At 59.8% G+C, this 16,528-nt stretch carries 16 protein-coding genes; all 16 read left to right on the forward strand.

Features of this window, described 5'->3' with window-relative positions; all coding sequences use genetic code 11:
- Nucleotides 1-140 precede the first annotated feature (140 nt).
- Nucleotides 141-1,067 (forward strand): ketoacyl-ACP synthase III, encoded by a 927-nt coding sequence (locus tag PSH78_RS07875; protein ID WP_305499588.1) that lies wholly within the window; start codon nucleotides 141-143, stop codon nucleotides 1,065-1,067.
- A gap of 83 nt (nucleotides 1,068-1,150) precedes the next feature.
- A complete protein-coding gene (locus tag PSH78_RS07880; protein ID WP_305499590.1) occupies nucleotides 1,151-2,443 on the forward strand; it encodes a motility associated factor glycosyltransferase family protein in 1,293 nt (430 codons plus the stop codon).
- Nucleotides 2,440-2,709, forward strand: a complete 270-nt coding sequence (locus PSH78_RS07885; protein ID WP_305499592.1) for a hypothetical protein — start codon at nucleotides 2,440-2,442, stop codon at nucleotides 2,707-2,709. The genes PSH78_RS07880 and PSH78_RS07885 overlap by 4 nt, the downstream gene beginning before the upstream one ends.
- A gap of 253 nt (nucleotides 2,710-2,962) precedes the next feature.
- On the forward strand, nucleotides 2,963-3,814 hold the full coding sequence (locus PSH78_RS07890) for a flagellin domain-containing protein (RefSeq protein WP_079305252.1): 852 nt from the start codon (nucleotides 2,963-2,965) through the stop codon (nucleotides 3,812-3,814).
- Nucleotides 3,815-3,886: 72 nt separating this feature from the next.
- Entirely contained in the window at nucleotides 3,887-4,252 is a 366-nt protein-coding gene (locus tag PSH78_RS07895) for a flagellar protein FlaG (protein ID WP_305499595.1), read from the forward strand.
- 83 nt (nucleotides 4,253-4,335) lie between these two features.
- Nucleotides 4,336-5,772 carry a flagellar filament capping protein FliD gene (gene fliD / locus PSH78_RS07900; RefSeq protein WP_305499596.1) on the forward strand — a complete coding sequence of 479 codons (1,437 nt, stop codon included), beginning with the start codon at nucleotides 4,336-4,338 and terminating at the stop codon, nucleotides 5,770-5,772.
- 133 nt (nucleotides 5,773-5,905) lie between these two features.
- Complete coding sequence (gene fliS, locus PSH78_RS07905; RefSeq protein WP_305499598.1) at nucleotides 5,906-6,301, forward strand: flagellar export chaperone FliS; 396 nt, start codon at nucleotides 5,906-5,908, stop codon at nucleotides 6,299-6,301.
- An 11-nt stretch (nucleotides 6,302-6,312) separates the two neighbouring features.
- Entirely contained in the window at nucleotides 6,313-6,609 is a 297-nt protein-coding gene (locus PSH78_RS07910; RefSeq protein WP_305499599.1) for a flagellar protein FliT, read from the forward strand.
- Between the two features lie 174 nt (nucleotides 6,610-6,783).
- A complete protein-coding gene (locus PSH78_RS07915) occupies nucleotides 6,784-8,259 on the forward strand; it encodes a sigma-54 dependent transcriptional regulator (RefSeq protein ID WP_305499600.1) in 1,476 nt (491 codons plus the stop codon).
- A gap of 110 nt (nucleotides 8,260-8,369) precedes the next feature.
- On the forward strand, nucleotides 8,370-9,578 hold the full coding sequence (locus PSH78_RS07920) for a PAS domain-containing sensor histidine kinase (protein ID WP_370871074.1): 1,209 nt from the start codon (nucleotides 8,370-8,372) through the stop codon (nucleotides 9,576-9,578).
- A gap of 4 nt (nucleotides 9,579-9,582) precedes the next feature.
- The gene (gene fleR, locus PSH78_RS07925) at nucleotides 9,583-10,971 is read left to right on the forward strand and encodes a sigma-54-dependent response regulator transcription factor FleR (protein WP_305499601.1); all 1,389 of its coding nucleotides are present in this window, start codon (nucleotides 9,583-9,585) and stop codon (nucleotides 10,969-10,971) included.
- A 232-nt stretch (nucleotides 10,972-11,203) separates the two neighbouring features.
- Nucleotides 11,204-11,530: a flagellar hook-basal body complex protein FliE gene (gene fliE / locus PSH78_RS07930; protein WP_305499603.1), complete on the forward strand. Its 327-nt coding sequence runs from the start codon at nucleotides 11,204-11,206 to the stop codon at nucleotides 11,528-11,530.
- 15 nt (nucleotides 11,531-11,545) lie between these two features.
- Nucleotides 11,546-13,330 (forward strand): flagellar basal-body MS-ring/collar protein FliF, encoded by a 1,785-nt coding sequence (fliF, locus tag PSH78_RS07935; protein ID WP_305499605.1) that lies wholly within the window; start codon nucleotides 11,546-11,548, stop codon nucleotides 13,328-13,330.
- Nucleotides 13,323-14,342: a flagellar motor switch protein FliG gene (gene fliG / locus PSH78_RS07940; protein WP_007958288.1), complete on the forward strand. Its 1,020-nt coding sequence runs from the start codon at nucleotides 13,323-13,325 to the stop codon at nucleotides 14,340-14,342. The genes fliF and fliG overlap by 8 nt, the downstream gene beginning before the upstream one ends.
- Nucleotides 14,343-14,349: 7 nt before the next feature.
- A complete protein-coding gene (gene fliH, locus PSH78_RS07945; protein ID WP_305499609.1) occupies nucleotides 14,350-15,180 on the forward strand; it encodes a flagellar assembly protein FliH in 831 nt (276 codons plus the stop codon).
- Nucleotides 15,170-16,528 (forward strand): flagellar protein export ATPase FliI, encoded by a 1,359-nt coding sequence (gene fliI / locus PSH78_RS07950; RefSeq protein WP_305499611.1) that lies wholly within the window; start codon nucleotides 15,170-15,172, stop codon nucleotides 16,526-16,528. Before fliH ends, fliI begins: the two co-directional genes overlap by 11 nt.

Raw genomic sequence — 16,528 nt, forward strand, 5'->3', positions numbered from 1 at the left:
TTCACTGTATTGTATTGACCGGGAAGATGGCGCCTGGCCCTTATCAGGCCCAGTGATAGCCCTTTACACTTCCCATTTGTCGGCGCCCCTCGATTCCTTGCGAGCGGTGGTATTGGGCTGTTTTTGATTGGGAAGCCGTAATGATTGGCATAAAAAGCATTGCGAGCTACGTTCCTGTAGCCGGCGTGGACAATTACGCACAAGGTGCAAAATTTGAAAAGGATGAAGAATTCATCCTTGGCAAGATTGGCTCGGCCTTCTTGCCTCGCAAGGATGACGGGCAGGAAACCTCGGACCTGTGTGTCGAAGCGGTCAACGCGCTGTTTGCCAACAATCCCGGCCTGAAACGCGAATCCGTCGACGTGCTGATCGTCGTTACACAGAATGGCGATGAAGAAGGCTTGCCTCACACGGCAGCCATCGTCCAGGACAAGCTCGGCTTGCCTACCACCGTGGCGGCGTTCGATATTTCCCTGGGCTGCTCGGGTTATGTCTATGGCATCTATGCCATCAAGGGCTTCATGGAGGCCGCTGGCCTGAAGAACGGCCTGTTGGTGACGGCTGATCCGTATTCGAAAATCGTCGATCCAGAAGACCGCAATACGACGATGCTGTTTGGCGACGCGGCTACCGCCACCTGGATGGGGGAAGACGCCCCGTGGCAACTGGGCAAGGCCAAGTTTGGCACTGACGGCTCTGGCGCCCCGCACCTGAAGGTCAGCGACGGCGTATTCTTCATGAACGGCCGCCAAGTCTTCAACTTCGCCTTGCTCAAGGTTCCGGCCCATTTGCATGAGTTGCTCGCCGACTCTAACCTTCAAGCCAGCGACATCGATGCGTTCTGCATCCATCAGGGCAGTGCGGCAATTGTCGATGCCGTGGCGCGACGTTTCGAGGGCGAGCCGGAAAAGTTCATCAAGGACATGGTCGAGACCGGCAACACCGTGTCGTCGAGCATTCCACTGCTGCTGGAGAGACACGTGCTCAACTCCGACTGGAAGCGTGTGGCGTTGAGTGGCTTCGGCGTAGGTCTGTCATGGGGCTCGGCGATCATCTATCGCCCGTGAGCCAATAAAACCCGGGCACAAAAATAGCGTCCAAGGTGTAACCTTGAACGCTATTTTTTTGCCTGACGCGAAAGCGAGACACCATGAGCGAGTTCTTCGAGCGCAATCTTCAGATCATTCAGCATCGTTGGCCGGCCTTGGCCGAGCGTCTGTTGCTTGAGGATGTCAGTGAATTGCAGGCTGATCTTGTAGAAGGTCTTGGGTCGACACTGAGTGTTAATGGCATTCAACTGACCAGTCGACATGACCGTCTTGCCGAGGCCGACCTGCAAGCCGCCAGTCTCCCGCTGGACGCTCCCGTGGTGCATGTCTATGGCACCGGGCTGGGCGATCTGCAGAACCGCTTGCTGGGGCGAGCAGGGCTCGAAAGGTTGTGCGTGCATATTCTCAACGGTTCGGTGTTTGCCCTGGTGTTGCAGGTGCTGGATCAATCACCGTGGCTGTGCGACCCGAGAGTGGTATTGCTTCATGCCGGTGACTTGGCGGAAATCCAGTTGCCATTTTTTGCACTGCCCGCCGAGCTGGTGCTGGCCGACGATTACAATGCCAAGATTCGTGATCGATTGATCAGTGAGATCCATCTGGCTTTCACTAATCGTGAGTTCGATCCACAGTCCCCTGAGATTGTTGAACGCCTGCAATCGACCTTCAGTCTCGCGAGCGAGGATCGGGATGTCGTCGAGCTGTTCGGCGCATTCAAGGGCCGTAAGGCGCTTGTCGTGGCCACCGGCCCCAGCCTTGAGCAGCATTTCGAAAGACTGCGCCACCTTAGCGAGCAAGCCGAGCGACCATTGTTGATTTGTGTCGATACGGCATACCGGCCGTTGATCAGTCACGGCATTCGTCCCGACATCGTGGTCAGCATCGACCAGCGTATCTCGGCGCGTCATCTTCCCTCTGAAAACACTGACGGCATCGCGCTGGTCTATCTGCCGATGGCCGACCCATTGGTGATTGAGGCGTGGCAAGGGCCTCGCTACGTCGCTTACTCCTCCAGCCCGGTCTATCGCCAGATGCGTGAGCAACTGCACCGGGCCGAACTCCATGTAGGCGGAAGCGTGATTCATCCGGCGGTCGACTTGGCGGTGCAAATGGGCGCTGCGCACATCACGCTTTTTGGTGCTGATTTTGCCTTTCCCAATGACAAGACCCATGCAGGATGGGGCGATGGCGACTTGGGGCCGCAGTTAAAGGCGTCCAGGCACTGGGTGCTTGATGGGCATGGCCAACGAGTCAAGACCCAGCTCAACTTCCGCAGCTACCTCTGTGAGCTGGAGCGTTTTATCGCCAGGCATCCCCAGGTGCGGTTCTATAACAGCAGTCGAGACGGAGCGTTGATTGTGGGCACCGATTTTGATCCGGAATATGTGCAATGACCGAGCTTCAAGTAGTGATCGATGATGCCCGTGAGTGCGCGCGTCTGTTTCGCCTTGGACGAGATGTCGAGGCGGGGCTGGCGATGGTCGCGCTGATCGAATCGGTGCAGCCTTTAGTCGAATTGATGCCAGGCGACGTCCCTGCGTCGTGGAACAGGCTGCTTGCCTTGATGCTGGTTGATCAGCAGGCGCAGAACTGGATTTCGTTGGCCGATTATCTTGAGTATGAATGGGCCCAACTGTTGACCGCCGGTCGGCCGAAATAACCTCTTTCGCGCCACTCAACACTGTCCTCCGCCTTCGGCTCCGTCACCGGCGTTTCCCTGACGTCATTTTTCCACCCTCCAGCCGCAGCCAAGTCCTTGATTTATGAGGGGTGGCACCCTGATGGCAAAATTTTTGAAAATTCTGCTAAAGCAAGTTCCAATTACGACGATAACTATTACGAAGGTTCTCTAGGCCACACCCGGCGGTTGCCAGGGCCGGAAGCCGCAGTACCCAACCAACGAGGAATTCGTCATGGCTTTAACAGTAAACACTAACGTCACATCGTTGAACGTTCAGAAGAACCTGAACAAGGCTTCCGATGCTCTGTCCACTTCGATGACCCGTCTGTCGTCCGGCCTGAAAATCAACAGCGCCAAAGACGACGCCGCCGGCCTGCAAATCTCCACTCGTATGACTTCGCAAATCCGCGGTCAGACTGTTGCGATCAAGAACGCCAACGATGGTATCTCCATCGCTCAGACCGCTGAAGGCGCTCTGCAGGAATCCACCAACATTCTGCAGCGTATGCGTGAACTGGCCGTACAGGCACGAAACGACAACAACGGTACAGCTGACCGTGATGCTCTGAACAAAGAATTTGCTCAGATGTCCGACGAGCTGACTCGTATCGCTGATTCGACCAACCTGAACGGCAAGAACCTGATCGACGGTTCCGCTGGCACCATGACCTTCCAGGTCGGTTCCAACACCGGTGCCACCAACCAGATCACTCTGACCCTGAGCGACAGCTTTGACGCTGCTACCCTGAGCGTTGACTCTGGTGCCATCGCGATCAGTGCTGCCGACAGCGCCGAAGCTGAAACCAACACCTCTGCTGCAATCGACGCGATCGACGCTGCTTTGGCGACCATCAACGCCAGTCGTGCGGACCTCGGTGCTGCCCAGAACCGTCTGACCAGCACCATCTCCAACCTGCAGAACATCAACGAAAACGCCGCTGCTGCACTGGGTCGCGTACAAGACACCGACTTCGCTGCTGAAACTGCCCAGCTGACCAAGCAGCAGACTCTGCAACAGGCTTCCACTTCGGTTCTGGCCCAGGCCAACCAACTGCCATCCGCTGTGCTGAAGCTGCTTCAGTAATAGCCGGATGAGTTTTAGCGGGGGAGTGCGCTTGCGTGCTCTCTCGCTTTTTCCGTTCAAGAGGTGATGGACATGGATATGAGCGTGAAGCTGAACTTGTCTTATCCAGCGGCGAAGCCGGCGCCTACAGTGGTCGACAAGCCAGTGGAGAAGCCTCAGGCTGACGTGGCTATTTTGACACCGGTGAGGGAAACTCCGAAAGACGCTGCCGCCGAGCAGGACAAACTGAAGAAAGCCGTCCAGGAAATCGAGAAGTTCGTCCAGTCGGTCAAGCGTAACCTGGAGTTCTCTATCGATGAGCCTTCTGGCAAGGTAGTCGTCAAGGTGATTGCCAGTGGTTCCGGTGAAGTGATTCGTCAGATCCCGAACGAAGAAGTTCTGAAACTGGCCCACAGCTTAAATGATGCAAACAGCTTGTTGTTCAGCGCTGAAGCCTGACAGCTGGCACGAATTTTGTTGCTCTATTCTTTTGGGCGTTGTATTGGCCAAAAGGCCGGCGACACACTGAAGGGAGTATCACAATGGCAAGTCCAATTCTTCCGGGACTGGGTCTAGGCTCAGGCCTTGATACCGGTGCAATCGTCAAGGCACTGGTGGATTCTGACAAAGCGGCCAAGCAAGGCCAGATTGACCGGGCAACCAAGACCAATGCCTCCAATATTTCCGGGATTGGCACCCTGAGAGCCTTATTGGCTACCTTTCAGTCCACGCTGAAGGCCTTAGGCAGCACGACCACTCCCCAATTTACCGGCGTCGCCGCCACTTCCGCCAACACCAGTGCATTGACGGTGACGGCGGGCAACTCCGCAGTAGCTGGTATCTACACGGTAGACGTCGCTCAACTGGCAACTTCTTCAAAAGTTGCGACGGCTGCTTTCGCCGGTGGAGCTTCTAGCGCAGTGGCGAGCGGTACGCTGACTATTAGTCAGGGGGGCACGGATTATGCTCTTGATATCCCGGCAGATTCGACGTTGCAGTCGGTCCGGGACGCCATTAATAGTAAGTATTCCTCCAGCGGACTGACCGCCAACATCGTGACCGACGGCTTCGGTTCACGCCTGGTAGTGGGCTCGACTAAAACCGGTGCGGGTAACGATATTTCCCTTAGTGGCATTGCCAGTCTTGCCGCTGATGGCTCCGTAGCGATGGCTTCGCCACCCACTGCGGCTTCTTCAGGTTCGCTGGGATTTGCCAAGGACGCCATTTTCAAAGTTGACGGCCTGGAAATGACCAGCGCAACCAATAAGCTGGACAACGTGGTCTCGGGCTTGAGCATGACGCTACTCGTTGCGGGCACAGGCCCGACAACCGTTACCGTCGCTACTAATACTGACGGTCTGAAGGCTTCGATCCAGAAGTTCGTCGATGCCTATAATGCCGTTGCGAAGGCTGTGACCTCCCTGACTAAGCCATCGGTAGACGCCGAGGGGAATTCGGTCCCTGCGGCATTGACGGGCGACTCGTTGCCTCGCTCGCTGTTGGCGGCCATTCGCACGCCTTTGTCTGAGGCCGGTTCAGGCGACAAGCTGACCGTTCTTTCTCAGTTGGGGATCACCACCAACCAGACGACTGGCGCTCTGGATTTCGACAGTGGGAAATTTACTGCGGCACTCAATGACAAGCAATTGGGTGGGGAAGTCCAGACGCTGTTCGCTGGTGAAAATGGTCTGCTTGAGCGCATGGATAATGCCATCAAGCCGTACACTGAAGGCAAGACTGGTGCTGGTGGTGTTGGAGGCTCAGAGGCCATCCTGACCACTCGCTCCAAGAACCTGGATCTTCTCAAGGCGAAACTGAGCGAAGAGCAGTTGGCCCTGGACCGTCGCATCGAAACCCTTACCGCGGTACTGACTAAAAAGTACAACGACATGGACACCCTGGTTGGCAAGTTGAAAGCCACCGCCAACAACATCACCTCCATGTTCGAAGCGATGACGGCACAGCAGAAAAACAGCTGATTGTCGACCGATGCATAAAGCCCGGCAACGTGTTGACTACGTTCCGGGCTTTCGGCTTTTCCGACCTAAAGTTTTCTGACGCAGCGTCGATACGCTGTTTATACGAACCGAAGTTTTTTTGATGAGGTAGAACATGAATCCGATGTTAGCCCTTCGCCAATACCAGAAGATTGGCGCCCAGGCGCAAACCTCCGAAGCAAGTCCCCATCGCCTTGTGCAAATGCTCATGGAAGGCGGGCTGGACCGTATCGCCCAAGCCAGAGGCGCGATGGAGCGCAAGGATATTCCAAACAAAGGCATTCTGATCGGCAAGGCCATCGGCATCGTCGGCGGTCTGCGTGAAGGCCTGGATCTGGAAAACCAGGCCGAGTCGGTCGCCGAGCTGGATGCGCTCTACACCTACATGATGAAACGCCTGGCCGAAGCCAACGCCAAGACCGATCCGAAGATCCTCGACGAAGTCGCCGATCTGCTTCGCACGGTCAAGGAAGGCTGGGATGCCATCGCCACGCCTGGTCCGCAATTCTAAGGAGCGCTCCCATGAGTCTTGTCCTGCAGCGAATCGAACAAACCCGTGATGCCCTGGTTGGCGCCTTGGCTGAGCGTAATTGGGAAGCCATTGGTCAACTGGACCTGGCGTGCCGTTCCTGCATGGAGGACGTCTTGAGCGAGTCTGAGGTGGACGAGGCGGCGTTGCGTAATAATCTGGAAGAACTGCTGGGGGTTTATCGCCAACTGCTGGAAGCGGCAACAGGCGAGCGCCAGGCAATCGTGAGCGAAATGTCGCAGATTCATCAGGCGCAGAACGCGGCGAAGGTTTATCACTTGTTCGGCTGATTTAATTTTCAGTTAATACCGAACAAAGTGCGCCATAAATTTGACTGTGCACGATTTTTTGACTTAACTAGTGGCTGTTTACAGATTTCAGGCGTCTACAGGCATGACAAGTCTGCAAGCGTCTAGCTTGCCCCCAAATCCGGGCACTGAGTTGACTAGGGAAGTTGCTATTGCATGTGGCGTGAAACCAAAATTCTCCTGATCGATGACGATAGCGTCCGCCGCCGCGATCTGGCGGTGATCCTGAATTTTCTTGGCGAAGAAAATTTGCCCTGCGGTAGCCATGATTGGCAGCAGGCTGTCGGCTCTCTGTCGTCCAGTCGTGAAGTCATTTGCGTCCTTATCGGGACGGTAAATGCTCCCGCTTCGCTTTTGGGCTTGCTAAAGACACTCTCGACCTGGGATGAGTTCCTTCCAGTTTTGCTGATGGGCGAAAATTCTTCCCTCGACCTGCCGGAAGACCAGCGCCGCCGGGTACTTTCCACCCTGGAAATGCCGCCGAGCTACAGCAAATTGCTCGATTCGCTGCACCGCGCCCAGGTTTATCGCGAAATGTACGACCAGGCGCGTGAGCGCGGCCGGCACCGCGAACCCAACCTTTTCCGCAGCCTCGTCGGCACCAGCCGTGCCATCCAGCACGTGCGCCAGATGATGCAGCAGGTGGCCGACACCGACGCCAGCGTGCTGATCCTGGGCGAATCCGGTACCGGCAAGGAAGTGGTCGCGCGCAACCTGCATTACCATTCCAAGCGCCGCGAAGCGCCCTTCGTGCCGGTCAACTGCGGGGCGATTCCCGCCGAGCTGCTCGAAAGCGAATTGTTCGGCCACGAGAAGGGCGCCTTCACCGGCGCAATCACCAGCCGCGCCGGACGTTTCGAGTTGGCCAACGGCGGCACGCTGTTCCTCGATGAAATCGGCGACATGCCGCTGCCGATGCAGGTCAAGCTGCTGCGCGTCTTGCAGGAGCGCACCTTCGAGCGCGTGGGCAGCAACAAGACCCAGAGCGTCGATGTGCGGATCATCGCCGCGACCCACAAGAACCTCGAGACCATGATTGAGGTCGGCAGCTTCCGCGAAGACCTTTATTACCGTCTCAATGTATTCCCGATCGAAATGGCGCCGCTGCGCGAGCGGGTCGAAGACATCCCGCTGTTGATGAACGAGCTGATCTCGCGCATGGAGCATGAGAAGCGTGGTTCGATCCGCTTCAACTCGGCGGCGATCATGTCCCTCTGCCGTCACGGCTGGCCGGGCAACGTCCGCGAGCTGGCCAACCTGGTGGAGCGCATGGCGATCATGCACCCCTACGGTGTGATCGGCGTGAATGAGCTGCCGAAGAAATTCCGCTACGTCGATGACGAAGACGAGCAAATGGTCGACAGCCTGCGCAGCGACCTGGAAGAGCGGGTGGCGATCAACGGCCATACGCCGGATTTCACCACCAATGCCTTGCTGCCGCCGGAAGGCCTGGACCTCAAGGACTATCTGGGCGGCCTGGAGCAAGGCCTTATCCAGCAGGCTCTGGACGACGCCAACGGCATCGTCGCCCGCGCGGCAGAGCGCTTGCGCATTCGTCGAACCACCCTGGTGGAAAAGATGCGCAAGTACGGCATGAGTCGTCGCGAAGGAGATGAACAGGCGGATGATTGACGCCTGTTTTGCAACCGCCTGATTTTCAGGCGGTTTTTTTTCGGCACGGGTATTGCTACAGCTCTCGCAACGTTCCGTTTAACTGACGGTCAGCCAAGCGAGAGAGCACGATGACCCAAGCCGCCCTGATGTCTTCTGTCCCCGAGCCGGGACATATGCCGTCCGCCGAACAGGCTGGCCGGCTTGGACTTGAACAGGCGTTTTCGCTGTTCAGCCAGATGTCCAGCCAGTTGACCGACTCCTACAGCCTGCTTGAAGCGCGGGTTACCGAGCTCAAGGGTGAGCTGGCGGTGGTCAGTGCCCAACGCATGCAGGAGCTGGCGGAAAAAGAACGCCTGGCCAACCGGCTGCAGAACCTGCTCGACCTCCTGCCCGGCGGCGTCATTGTCATCGATGCCCATGGCTTTGTGCGCGAAGCCAACCCGGCGGCGTGCGAGCTGCTTGGCCTGCCTCTGGAAGGCCAGCTCTGGCGGCACGTCATCGCTCGCTGCTTCGCGCCCCGCGATGACGACGGCCACGAAGTTTCCCTGAAGGATGGTCGACGGTTGTCCATTTCGACCCGTTCGCTGGACGCCGAGCCCGGACAGTTGGTGCTGCTCAACGACCTGACCGAAACCCGTCACTTGCAGGACCAATTGGCCCGCCACGAGCGTCTGTCTTCCCTTGGGCGGATGGTCGCGTCGCTGGCCCATCAGATCCGTACGCCGCTGTCCGCTGCCTTGTTGTACGCCAGCCACCTGACCGAGCAGCAACTGCCGATGGAAACCCAGCAGCGCTTTGCCGGCCGCTTGAAGGAGCGCTTGCATGAGCTGGAACACCAAGTGCGTGACATGCTGGTGTTCGCCCGTGGCGAGTTGCCGCTGACCGACCGCGTCGCGCCCAAGGTGCTGCTGCAGTCTTTGCAGGCCGCAGCACTGACCCATGTGCAGGGCGTGTCGATCCGCTGGCAGTGCGACAGTCATGCGGGCGAGGTGCTGTGCAACCGTGACACGCTGGTGGGCGCGGTATTAAATCTGATTGAAAACGCGATTCAGGCCAGTGACGTTGATGTCCGTCTGAAAGTGCACCTGTATACCCGCGACAACACCCTGCGCCTGTGTGTCAGCGACAGCGGCAGCGGTATCGAGCCGTCCGTGCTGGCACGTCTGGGCGAGCCATTTTTTACCACCAAGACCACTGGAACCGGCCTGGGCCTGACCGTGGTCAAGGCCGTGGCGCGTGCCCATCAGGGCGAATTGCAGCTGCGCTCGCGGCTGGGGCGCGGCACGTGCGCGACGGTGTGCTTGCCGCTGTTTTCCAGCGCGCCAGGGGTGGAGTGAGCAAATGGCGACCAAGGTTTTACTGGTTGAAGATGATCGCGCGCTACGCGAAGCACTCGCCGATACGCTGCTGTTGGCCGGGCATGATTATGCCGCTGTCGGTTCGGCGGAAGAGGCATTGCTTGCGGTCGCCCGTGAGCCATTCAGCCTGGTTGTCAGCGACGTCAACATGCCGGGCATGGACGGCCACCAGTTGCTCGGCCTGCTGCGCGCACGCCAGCCGCAACTGCCAGTCCTGTTGATGACCGCCCACGGCGCCGTCGAGCGGGCGGTGGATGCCATGCGCCAAGGGGCGGCGGATTATCTGGTCAAGCCGTTCGAGCCCAAGGCCCTGTTGGACCTGGTGGCTCGCCACGCCTTGGGTAGCCCTGCTGTCGAGGGCGAGGGGCCGGTGGCCATCGAGCCGGCCAGTGCGCAGTTGCTGGAGTTGGCCGCACGGGTGGCCCGCAGCGATTCAACCGTGTTGATTTCCGGCGAGTCCGGCACAGGCAAGGAAGTCCTGGCCCGGTATATCCATCAGCAATCCCGGCGCGCCAGCGAACCGTTCATTGCCATCAACTGCGCGGCGATTCCCGACAACATGCTCGAGGCGACGCTGTTCGGCCACGAGAAAGGTTCGTTTACCGGCGCCATCGCGGCCCAGCCTGGCAAGTTCGAGCAGGCTGATGGCGGCACCATTCTGCTGGATGAAATTTCCGAGATGCCGCTGGGCCTGCAAGCCAAGCTGCTGCGCGTACTGCAGGAGCGGGAGGTGGAGCGGGTCGGCGCGCGCAAGCCCATCAGCCTGGACATTCGCGTAGTGGCGACGACCAACCGCGACTTGGCCGGGGAAGTGGCGGCGGGGCGCTTTCGTGAAGACCTTTATTACCGGCTGTCGGTTTTCCCGCTGGCCTGGCGTCCACTTCGTGAGCGCACCGCCGATATCCTGCCGCTGGCCGAGCGCCTGCTGGCCAAACACGTCAATAAAATGAAGCACGCGGCGGCGCGGTTGTCCGCCGAGGCGCAGGCCTGCCTGATCGCCTATCCCTGGCCGGGCAATGTCCGGGAACTGGACAACGCTATCCAGCGGGCGCTGATCCTGCAGCAGGGCGGCTTGATCCAGCCGGAAGATTTCTGCCTGGCCGGGCCGGTGGCCTGCGCGCCTTTGCCGGTGTTGCAGTCCGCCCCGGCGCAGATTCCTCCCGGGGAAGTGATGGGGGAAACCGCCGGCGCCCTGGAAGATGACCTGCGCCGTCGCGAATTCCAGATGATCATCGACACCCTGCGCGCCGAACGCGGCCGACGCAAGGAGGCGGCTGAACGCCTCGGTATCAGCCCGCGGACCCTGCGCTACAAACTGGCGCAGATGCGTGATGCCGGGATGGATGTAGAGGCTTATCTCTTCGCCAGTTAAACCATTAAACAAACCCTGTGGGAGCGAGCCTGCTCGCGAAGACAATGGTCCTCGCGACGCGGGCGCCGGCTGACACACCGCTATCCCGAGCAGGCTCGCTCCCACAGGAGCCTGGAAGGATCCGCGCGCGCATTTGTTTCCGACAGCCTCGGAGCTGGCACCCTTGTTGCTACTACCTACGTACCCGCTGAGTAAGTGTCAAAAAAATGCGGGCCGCCAGAGAGAATAGATCATGAGCCAAGGTATTGAATTTAATCGGTTGATGCTGGACATGCGCTCCATGCAGATGGACGCCATGGCCCAGCCTAAATCGGTCGCGGTGCCCCAAGTGGCCGGCAGCAGCTTTTCCGACATGCTCGGTCAGGCCGTCAATAAAGTGAACGATACCCAGCAGGCTTCGAACCAGTTGGCCAGTGCTTTCGAGATTGGCAAAAGTGGCGTCGACCTGACGGACGTAATGATCTCTTCGCAGAAAGCCAGTGTCTCGTTTCAGGCGTTGACCCAGGTACGCAACAAGCTGGTTCAAGCCTATCAAGACATCATGCAGATGCCGGTCTAAGGAAACTATTGAGTCATGGCAGAAGCAGCCGTTGATAACGTTCCAGCCAAGGCAACCCCGGTAGACGGCAAACCGCCGTTGTTCGGTCTGTCTTTCCTGGAAAACCTCTCCGAGATGACCATGCTGCGTCAGGTTGGCCTGTTGGTCGGCCTCGCTGCCAGCGTGGCGATTGGTTTTGCCGTGGTCCTCTGGTCCCAGCAGCCGGACTACCGTCCGCTGTACGGCAGCCTGGAGGGCATGGATGCCAAACAAGTCATGGAAACCCTGGCTTCCGCCGACATTCCTTATACCGTCGAACCCAATTCCGGCGCCTTGCTGGTCAAGGCCGACGACGTCGCGCGCGCACGCCTCAAGCTCGCTGCCGCTGGCGTGACGCCGACCGATGGCAACATTGGATTCGAGATCCTCGACAAGGACCAGGGCCTGGGCACCAGCCAGTTCATGGAAGCGACTCGTTATCGTCGCGGCCTGGAAGGCGAATTGGCGCGGACCATTTCCAGCCTCAACAACGTCAAGGGTGCCCGCGTGCACCTGGCGATTCCGAAAAGCTCGGTATTCGTGCGCGACGAGCGCAAGCCGAGTGCCTCGGTACTGGTCGAACTGTATTCCGGCCGCTCGCTTGAGCCAGGCCAGGTCGTTGCCATTATCAACCTGGTGGCGACTAGCGTTCCCGAGCTGAGCAAGTCGCAGATCACCGTGGTCGACCAGAAGGGCAACCTGTTGTCCGACCAGGCGGAAAACTCCGAACTGACCATGGCCGGCAAGCAATACGATTACAGCCGCCGCATGGAAGGCATGTTCACCCAGCGGGTGCACAACATCCTGCAACCGATCCTCGGCAACGGCCGCTACAAGGCCGAAGTCTCGGCGGACGTGGACTTCAGCGCCGTCGAATCGACTTCCGAGCAGTTCAACCCGGATCAACCGGCGTTGCGCAGCGAGCAGTCGGTGAACGAACAACGTACCGCCAGCAATGGCCCGCAAGGTGTACCGGGTGCCCTGAGCAACCAGCCACCAGCGCCGGCCAGTGCGCCGCAGACCACCGGTGGCGCTACCGCCGCCGCGGGCATGGTGCAGCCAGGCCAGCCGCTGATCGACGCCAATGGCCAGCAGATCATGGACCCGGCCACCGGCCAGCCGATGCTCGCGCCGTACCCGGCCGACAAGCGTCAGCAATCGACCAAGAACTTCGAGCTCGACCGTTCCATCAGCCACACCAAGCAACAGCAGGGCCGTTTGAATCGCCTGTCGGTCGCAGTGGTGGTGGACGATCAGGTCAAGGTCAACCCGGCCAACGGCGAAACCAGCCGCGCGCCATGGAGCGCCGACGAATTGGCGCGCTTCACTCGCCTGGTGCAGGACGCCGTCGGTTTCGACGCCAGCCGTGGCGACAGCGTCAGCGTGATCAACGTACCGTTCTCCCTGGAGCGCGGTGAGGAAATCGCCGACATCCCGTTTTATTCGCAACCCTGGTTCTGGGATGTGGTCAAGCAAGTATTGGGTGTGTTGTTCATCCTGATACTGGTATTTGGTGTGCTGCGTCCGGTGCTCAACAACATCACTGGTGGCGGCAAGAACAAGCAGCTGGCAGGCTTGGGCGATGTAGAGCTGGGAGGCATGGGCGGCCTGGATGGCGAATTGGCCAACGATCGCGTCAGCCTCGGCGGGCCGCAGAGCATCCTGCTGCCAAGCCCGAGCGAAGGCTATGACGCTCAGTTGAACGCCATCAAGAGTCTGGTGGCAGAGGATCCGGGTCGTGTGGCCCAGGTCGTGAAAGAGTGGATTAACGCAGATGAGTGATAATCGAGCCGCTGTTGCCAAATTGTCCCGGGTCGACAAAGCCGCGATCCTGCTGCTGTCCTTGGGTTCGACCGACGCTGCCCAGGTGCTGCGCCACATGGGGCCGAAAGAGGTCCAGCGCGTCGGCGTGGCCATGGCGCAGATGGGCAATGTGCACCGTGAGCAAGTCGAGCAGGTGATGAGCGAGTTCGTCGACATCGTCGGCGATCAGACCAGCCTGGGCGTCGGTTCCGACGACTACGTGCGCAAGATGCTCACCCAGGCCCTGGGCGAGGACAAGGCCAACGGCCTGATCGACCGGATCCTGCTGGGTGGCAATACCAGCGGCCTGGACAGCCTGAAGTGGATGGAGCCGCGCGCGGTCGCCGACGTGATCCGTTACGAGCACCCGCAGATCCAGGCGATCGTCGTCGCGTACCTCGATCCGGACCAGGCCGGTGAAGTGCTGGGCAACTTCGACCACAAAGTGCGCCTCGACATCATCCTGCGGGTGTCGTCGTTGAACACCGTGCAGCCAGCGGCCCTGAAAGAATTGAACCAGATTCTCGAGAAGCAGTTCTCGGGCAACTCCAATGCTTCGCGCACCACCCTGGGCGGTATCAAGCGCGCGGCGGACATCATGAACTTCCTCGACAGTTCGATCGAAGGTCAACTGATGGACTCGATCCGCGAAGTCGACGAAGACCTGTCCGGTCAGATCGAAGACCTCATGTTCGTGTTCAACAACCTGGCCGATGTCGACGACCGCGGTATCCAGGCACTGTTGCGCGAAGTGTCCTCCGATGTGCTGGTGCTGGCCCTCAAGGGTTCGGACGAAGGCGTCAAGGAGAAGATCTTCAAGAACATGTCCAAACGGGCGGCCGAACTGTTGCGCGACGACCTCGAGGCCAAGGGCCCGGTGCGCGTCAGCGATGTGGAAACCGCACAGAAGGAAATCCTCACCATCGCCCGCCGTATGGCCGAAGCCGGAGAAATCGTGCTCGGTGGCAAGGGCGGCGAAGAGATGATCTAAGGTCGTTATGTCTGCCAAGAGCGATGATTCACCCAGCGACCTGATCCGCGCCCGCGACGTCGGTGGTTTCGACGTCTGGTCGCTGCCCAGCTTCGATCCATACGTGCCGGAGCCTGAGCCTGCACCGGTGGAAGAGCTGCCGGAGATGGAAGAGGTGCCGCTGGAGGAAGTCCAGCCGCTGACTCTCGAAGAAGTCGAGAGCATTCGCCAGGAGGCCTACAACGAAGGCTTCGCCATCGGCGAAAAGGAAGGCTTCCACAGCACCACGATCAAGGTCCGCCAGGAAGCCGACGTGGCGCTGACGGCCAAGCTGCGGGCGCTGGAATCGCTGATGCTGAACCTGTTCGAGCCCATCGCCGAGCAGGACACCCAGATCGAGAAATCCCTGGTCGGGCTGGTGCAGCACATCACCCGGCAAGTGATCCAGCGCGAGCTGGCCATCGATTCGAGCCAGATCGAGCATGTCATGCGCGAGGCCCTCAAGCTGCTGCCCCTGGGCGTCGGCAATGTGCGGCTGTACATCAATCCGCAGGACTTCGAGCTGGTCAAGGCCTTGCGTGAGCGTCACGAGGAAAGCTGGCGCATCGTCGAGGATGAGACCTTGCTGCCCGGCGGTTGCCGGGTGGAAACCGAGCACAGCCGCATCGATGCAACAATCGAAACACGCATCAGCCAGGTCATGGCCAAGCTGTTCGACCAATTGCACGAGCAGGCCCTGCATCCGGCTCCGGCCGACCTCAGCCTGGAGTTGCCGGACGAACCGGAGGCCGCCGTTATCGCCGATCCGGACGCGGCCGAACTGATTGCTGCCGAAGTGGAAGGTCGCAATGCGCCTTGACCGCACCAGCTTCGGCAAGCGCCTGGGCAGCTACGCCGAGGCCACTGAACTGGCCGGCCAGCCGATCCTCGAAGGGCGCCTGTTGCGTATGGTCGGCCTGACCCTCGAAGCGGAAGGCCTGCGCGCAGCCATGGGCAGCCGGTGCCTGGTGATCAACGATGACAGTTATCACCCGGTGCAGGTCGAAGCCGAAGTGATGGGCCTTTCCGGCAGCAAAGTATTTCTGATGCCGGTGGGCAGTGTCGCCGGCATTGCCCCTGGCGCCCGCGTGGTTCCCCTGGCCGATACCGGTCGGCTGCCCATGGGCATGAGCATGCTCGGCCGGGTGCTGGACGGGGCCGGGCGGGCCCTGGACGGCAAGGGCGGCATGAAGGCCGAGGATTGGGTGCCGATGGACGGCCCGACGATCAACCCCCTCAAGCGCGATCCGATCAGCGTGCCGCTGGACGTGGGCATCCGTTGCATCAACGGGTTGTTGACGGTCGGTCGCGGTCAGCGCCTGGGCCTGTTCGCCGGTACCGGTGTGGGCAAGAGTGTGTTGCTGGGCATGATGACCCGCTTTACCGAAGCCGACATCATCGTGGTGGGGCTGATCGGCGAGCGGGGCCGCGAGGTGAAAGAATTCATCGAGCACATTCTCGGCGAAGAAGGGCTCAAGCGTTCCGTGGTGGTGGCGTCGCCGGCGGACGATGCGCCGTTGATGCGCCTGCGGGCCGCGATGTATTGCACGCGTATCGCCGAGTATTTTCGCGACAAGGGCAAGAACGTCCTGTTGCTGATGGATTCGCTGACCCGTTTTGCCCAGGCCCAGCGGGAAATCGCCCTGGCCATCGGCGAGCCGCCGGCCACCAAGGGTTATCCGCCTTCGGTGTTTGCCAAATTGCCGAAACTGGTGGAGCGTGCCGGTAACGCGGAGAAGGGCGGCGGTTCCATCACCGCTTTTTATACCGTGCTGTCCGAGGGCGACGATCAGCAAGACCCGATCGCCGACTCGGCCCGAGGCGTACTCGACGGCCATATCGTGCTGTCCCGGCGCCTGGCCGAAGAAGGGCATTATCCTGCCATCGATATCGAAGCGTCGATCAGCCGGGTCATGCCGTCGGTCATCAGCGCCGAGCACATGAAGCGCGCCCAGCAATTCAAGCAATACTGGTCACGTTACCAGCAGAGTCGCGACCTGATCAGCGTGGGCGCCTACGTGCCCGGCGGTGATCGTGAAACCGACATGGCCATCAGTCTTTATCCGGCCATGGCGGTCTACCTGCGCCAAGGCTTGAACGACAACATCGGCATGGGCGCCAGCGAAGCGCACCTGCAAACCATCTTCGCCCCCGTCGCGGGCGGATAA

This window comes from Pseudomonas sp. FP198 (assembly GCF_030687895.1).
In the GTDB taxonomy this organism is placed as follows: domain Bacteria; phylum Pseudomonadota; class Gammaproteobacteria; order Pseudomonadales; family Pseudomonadaceae; genus Aquipseudomonas.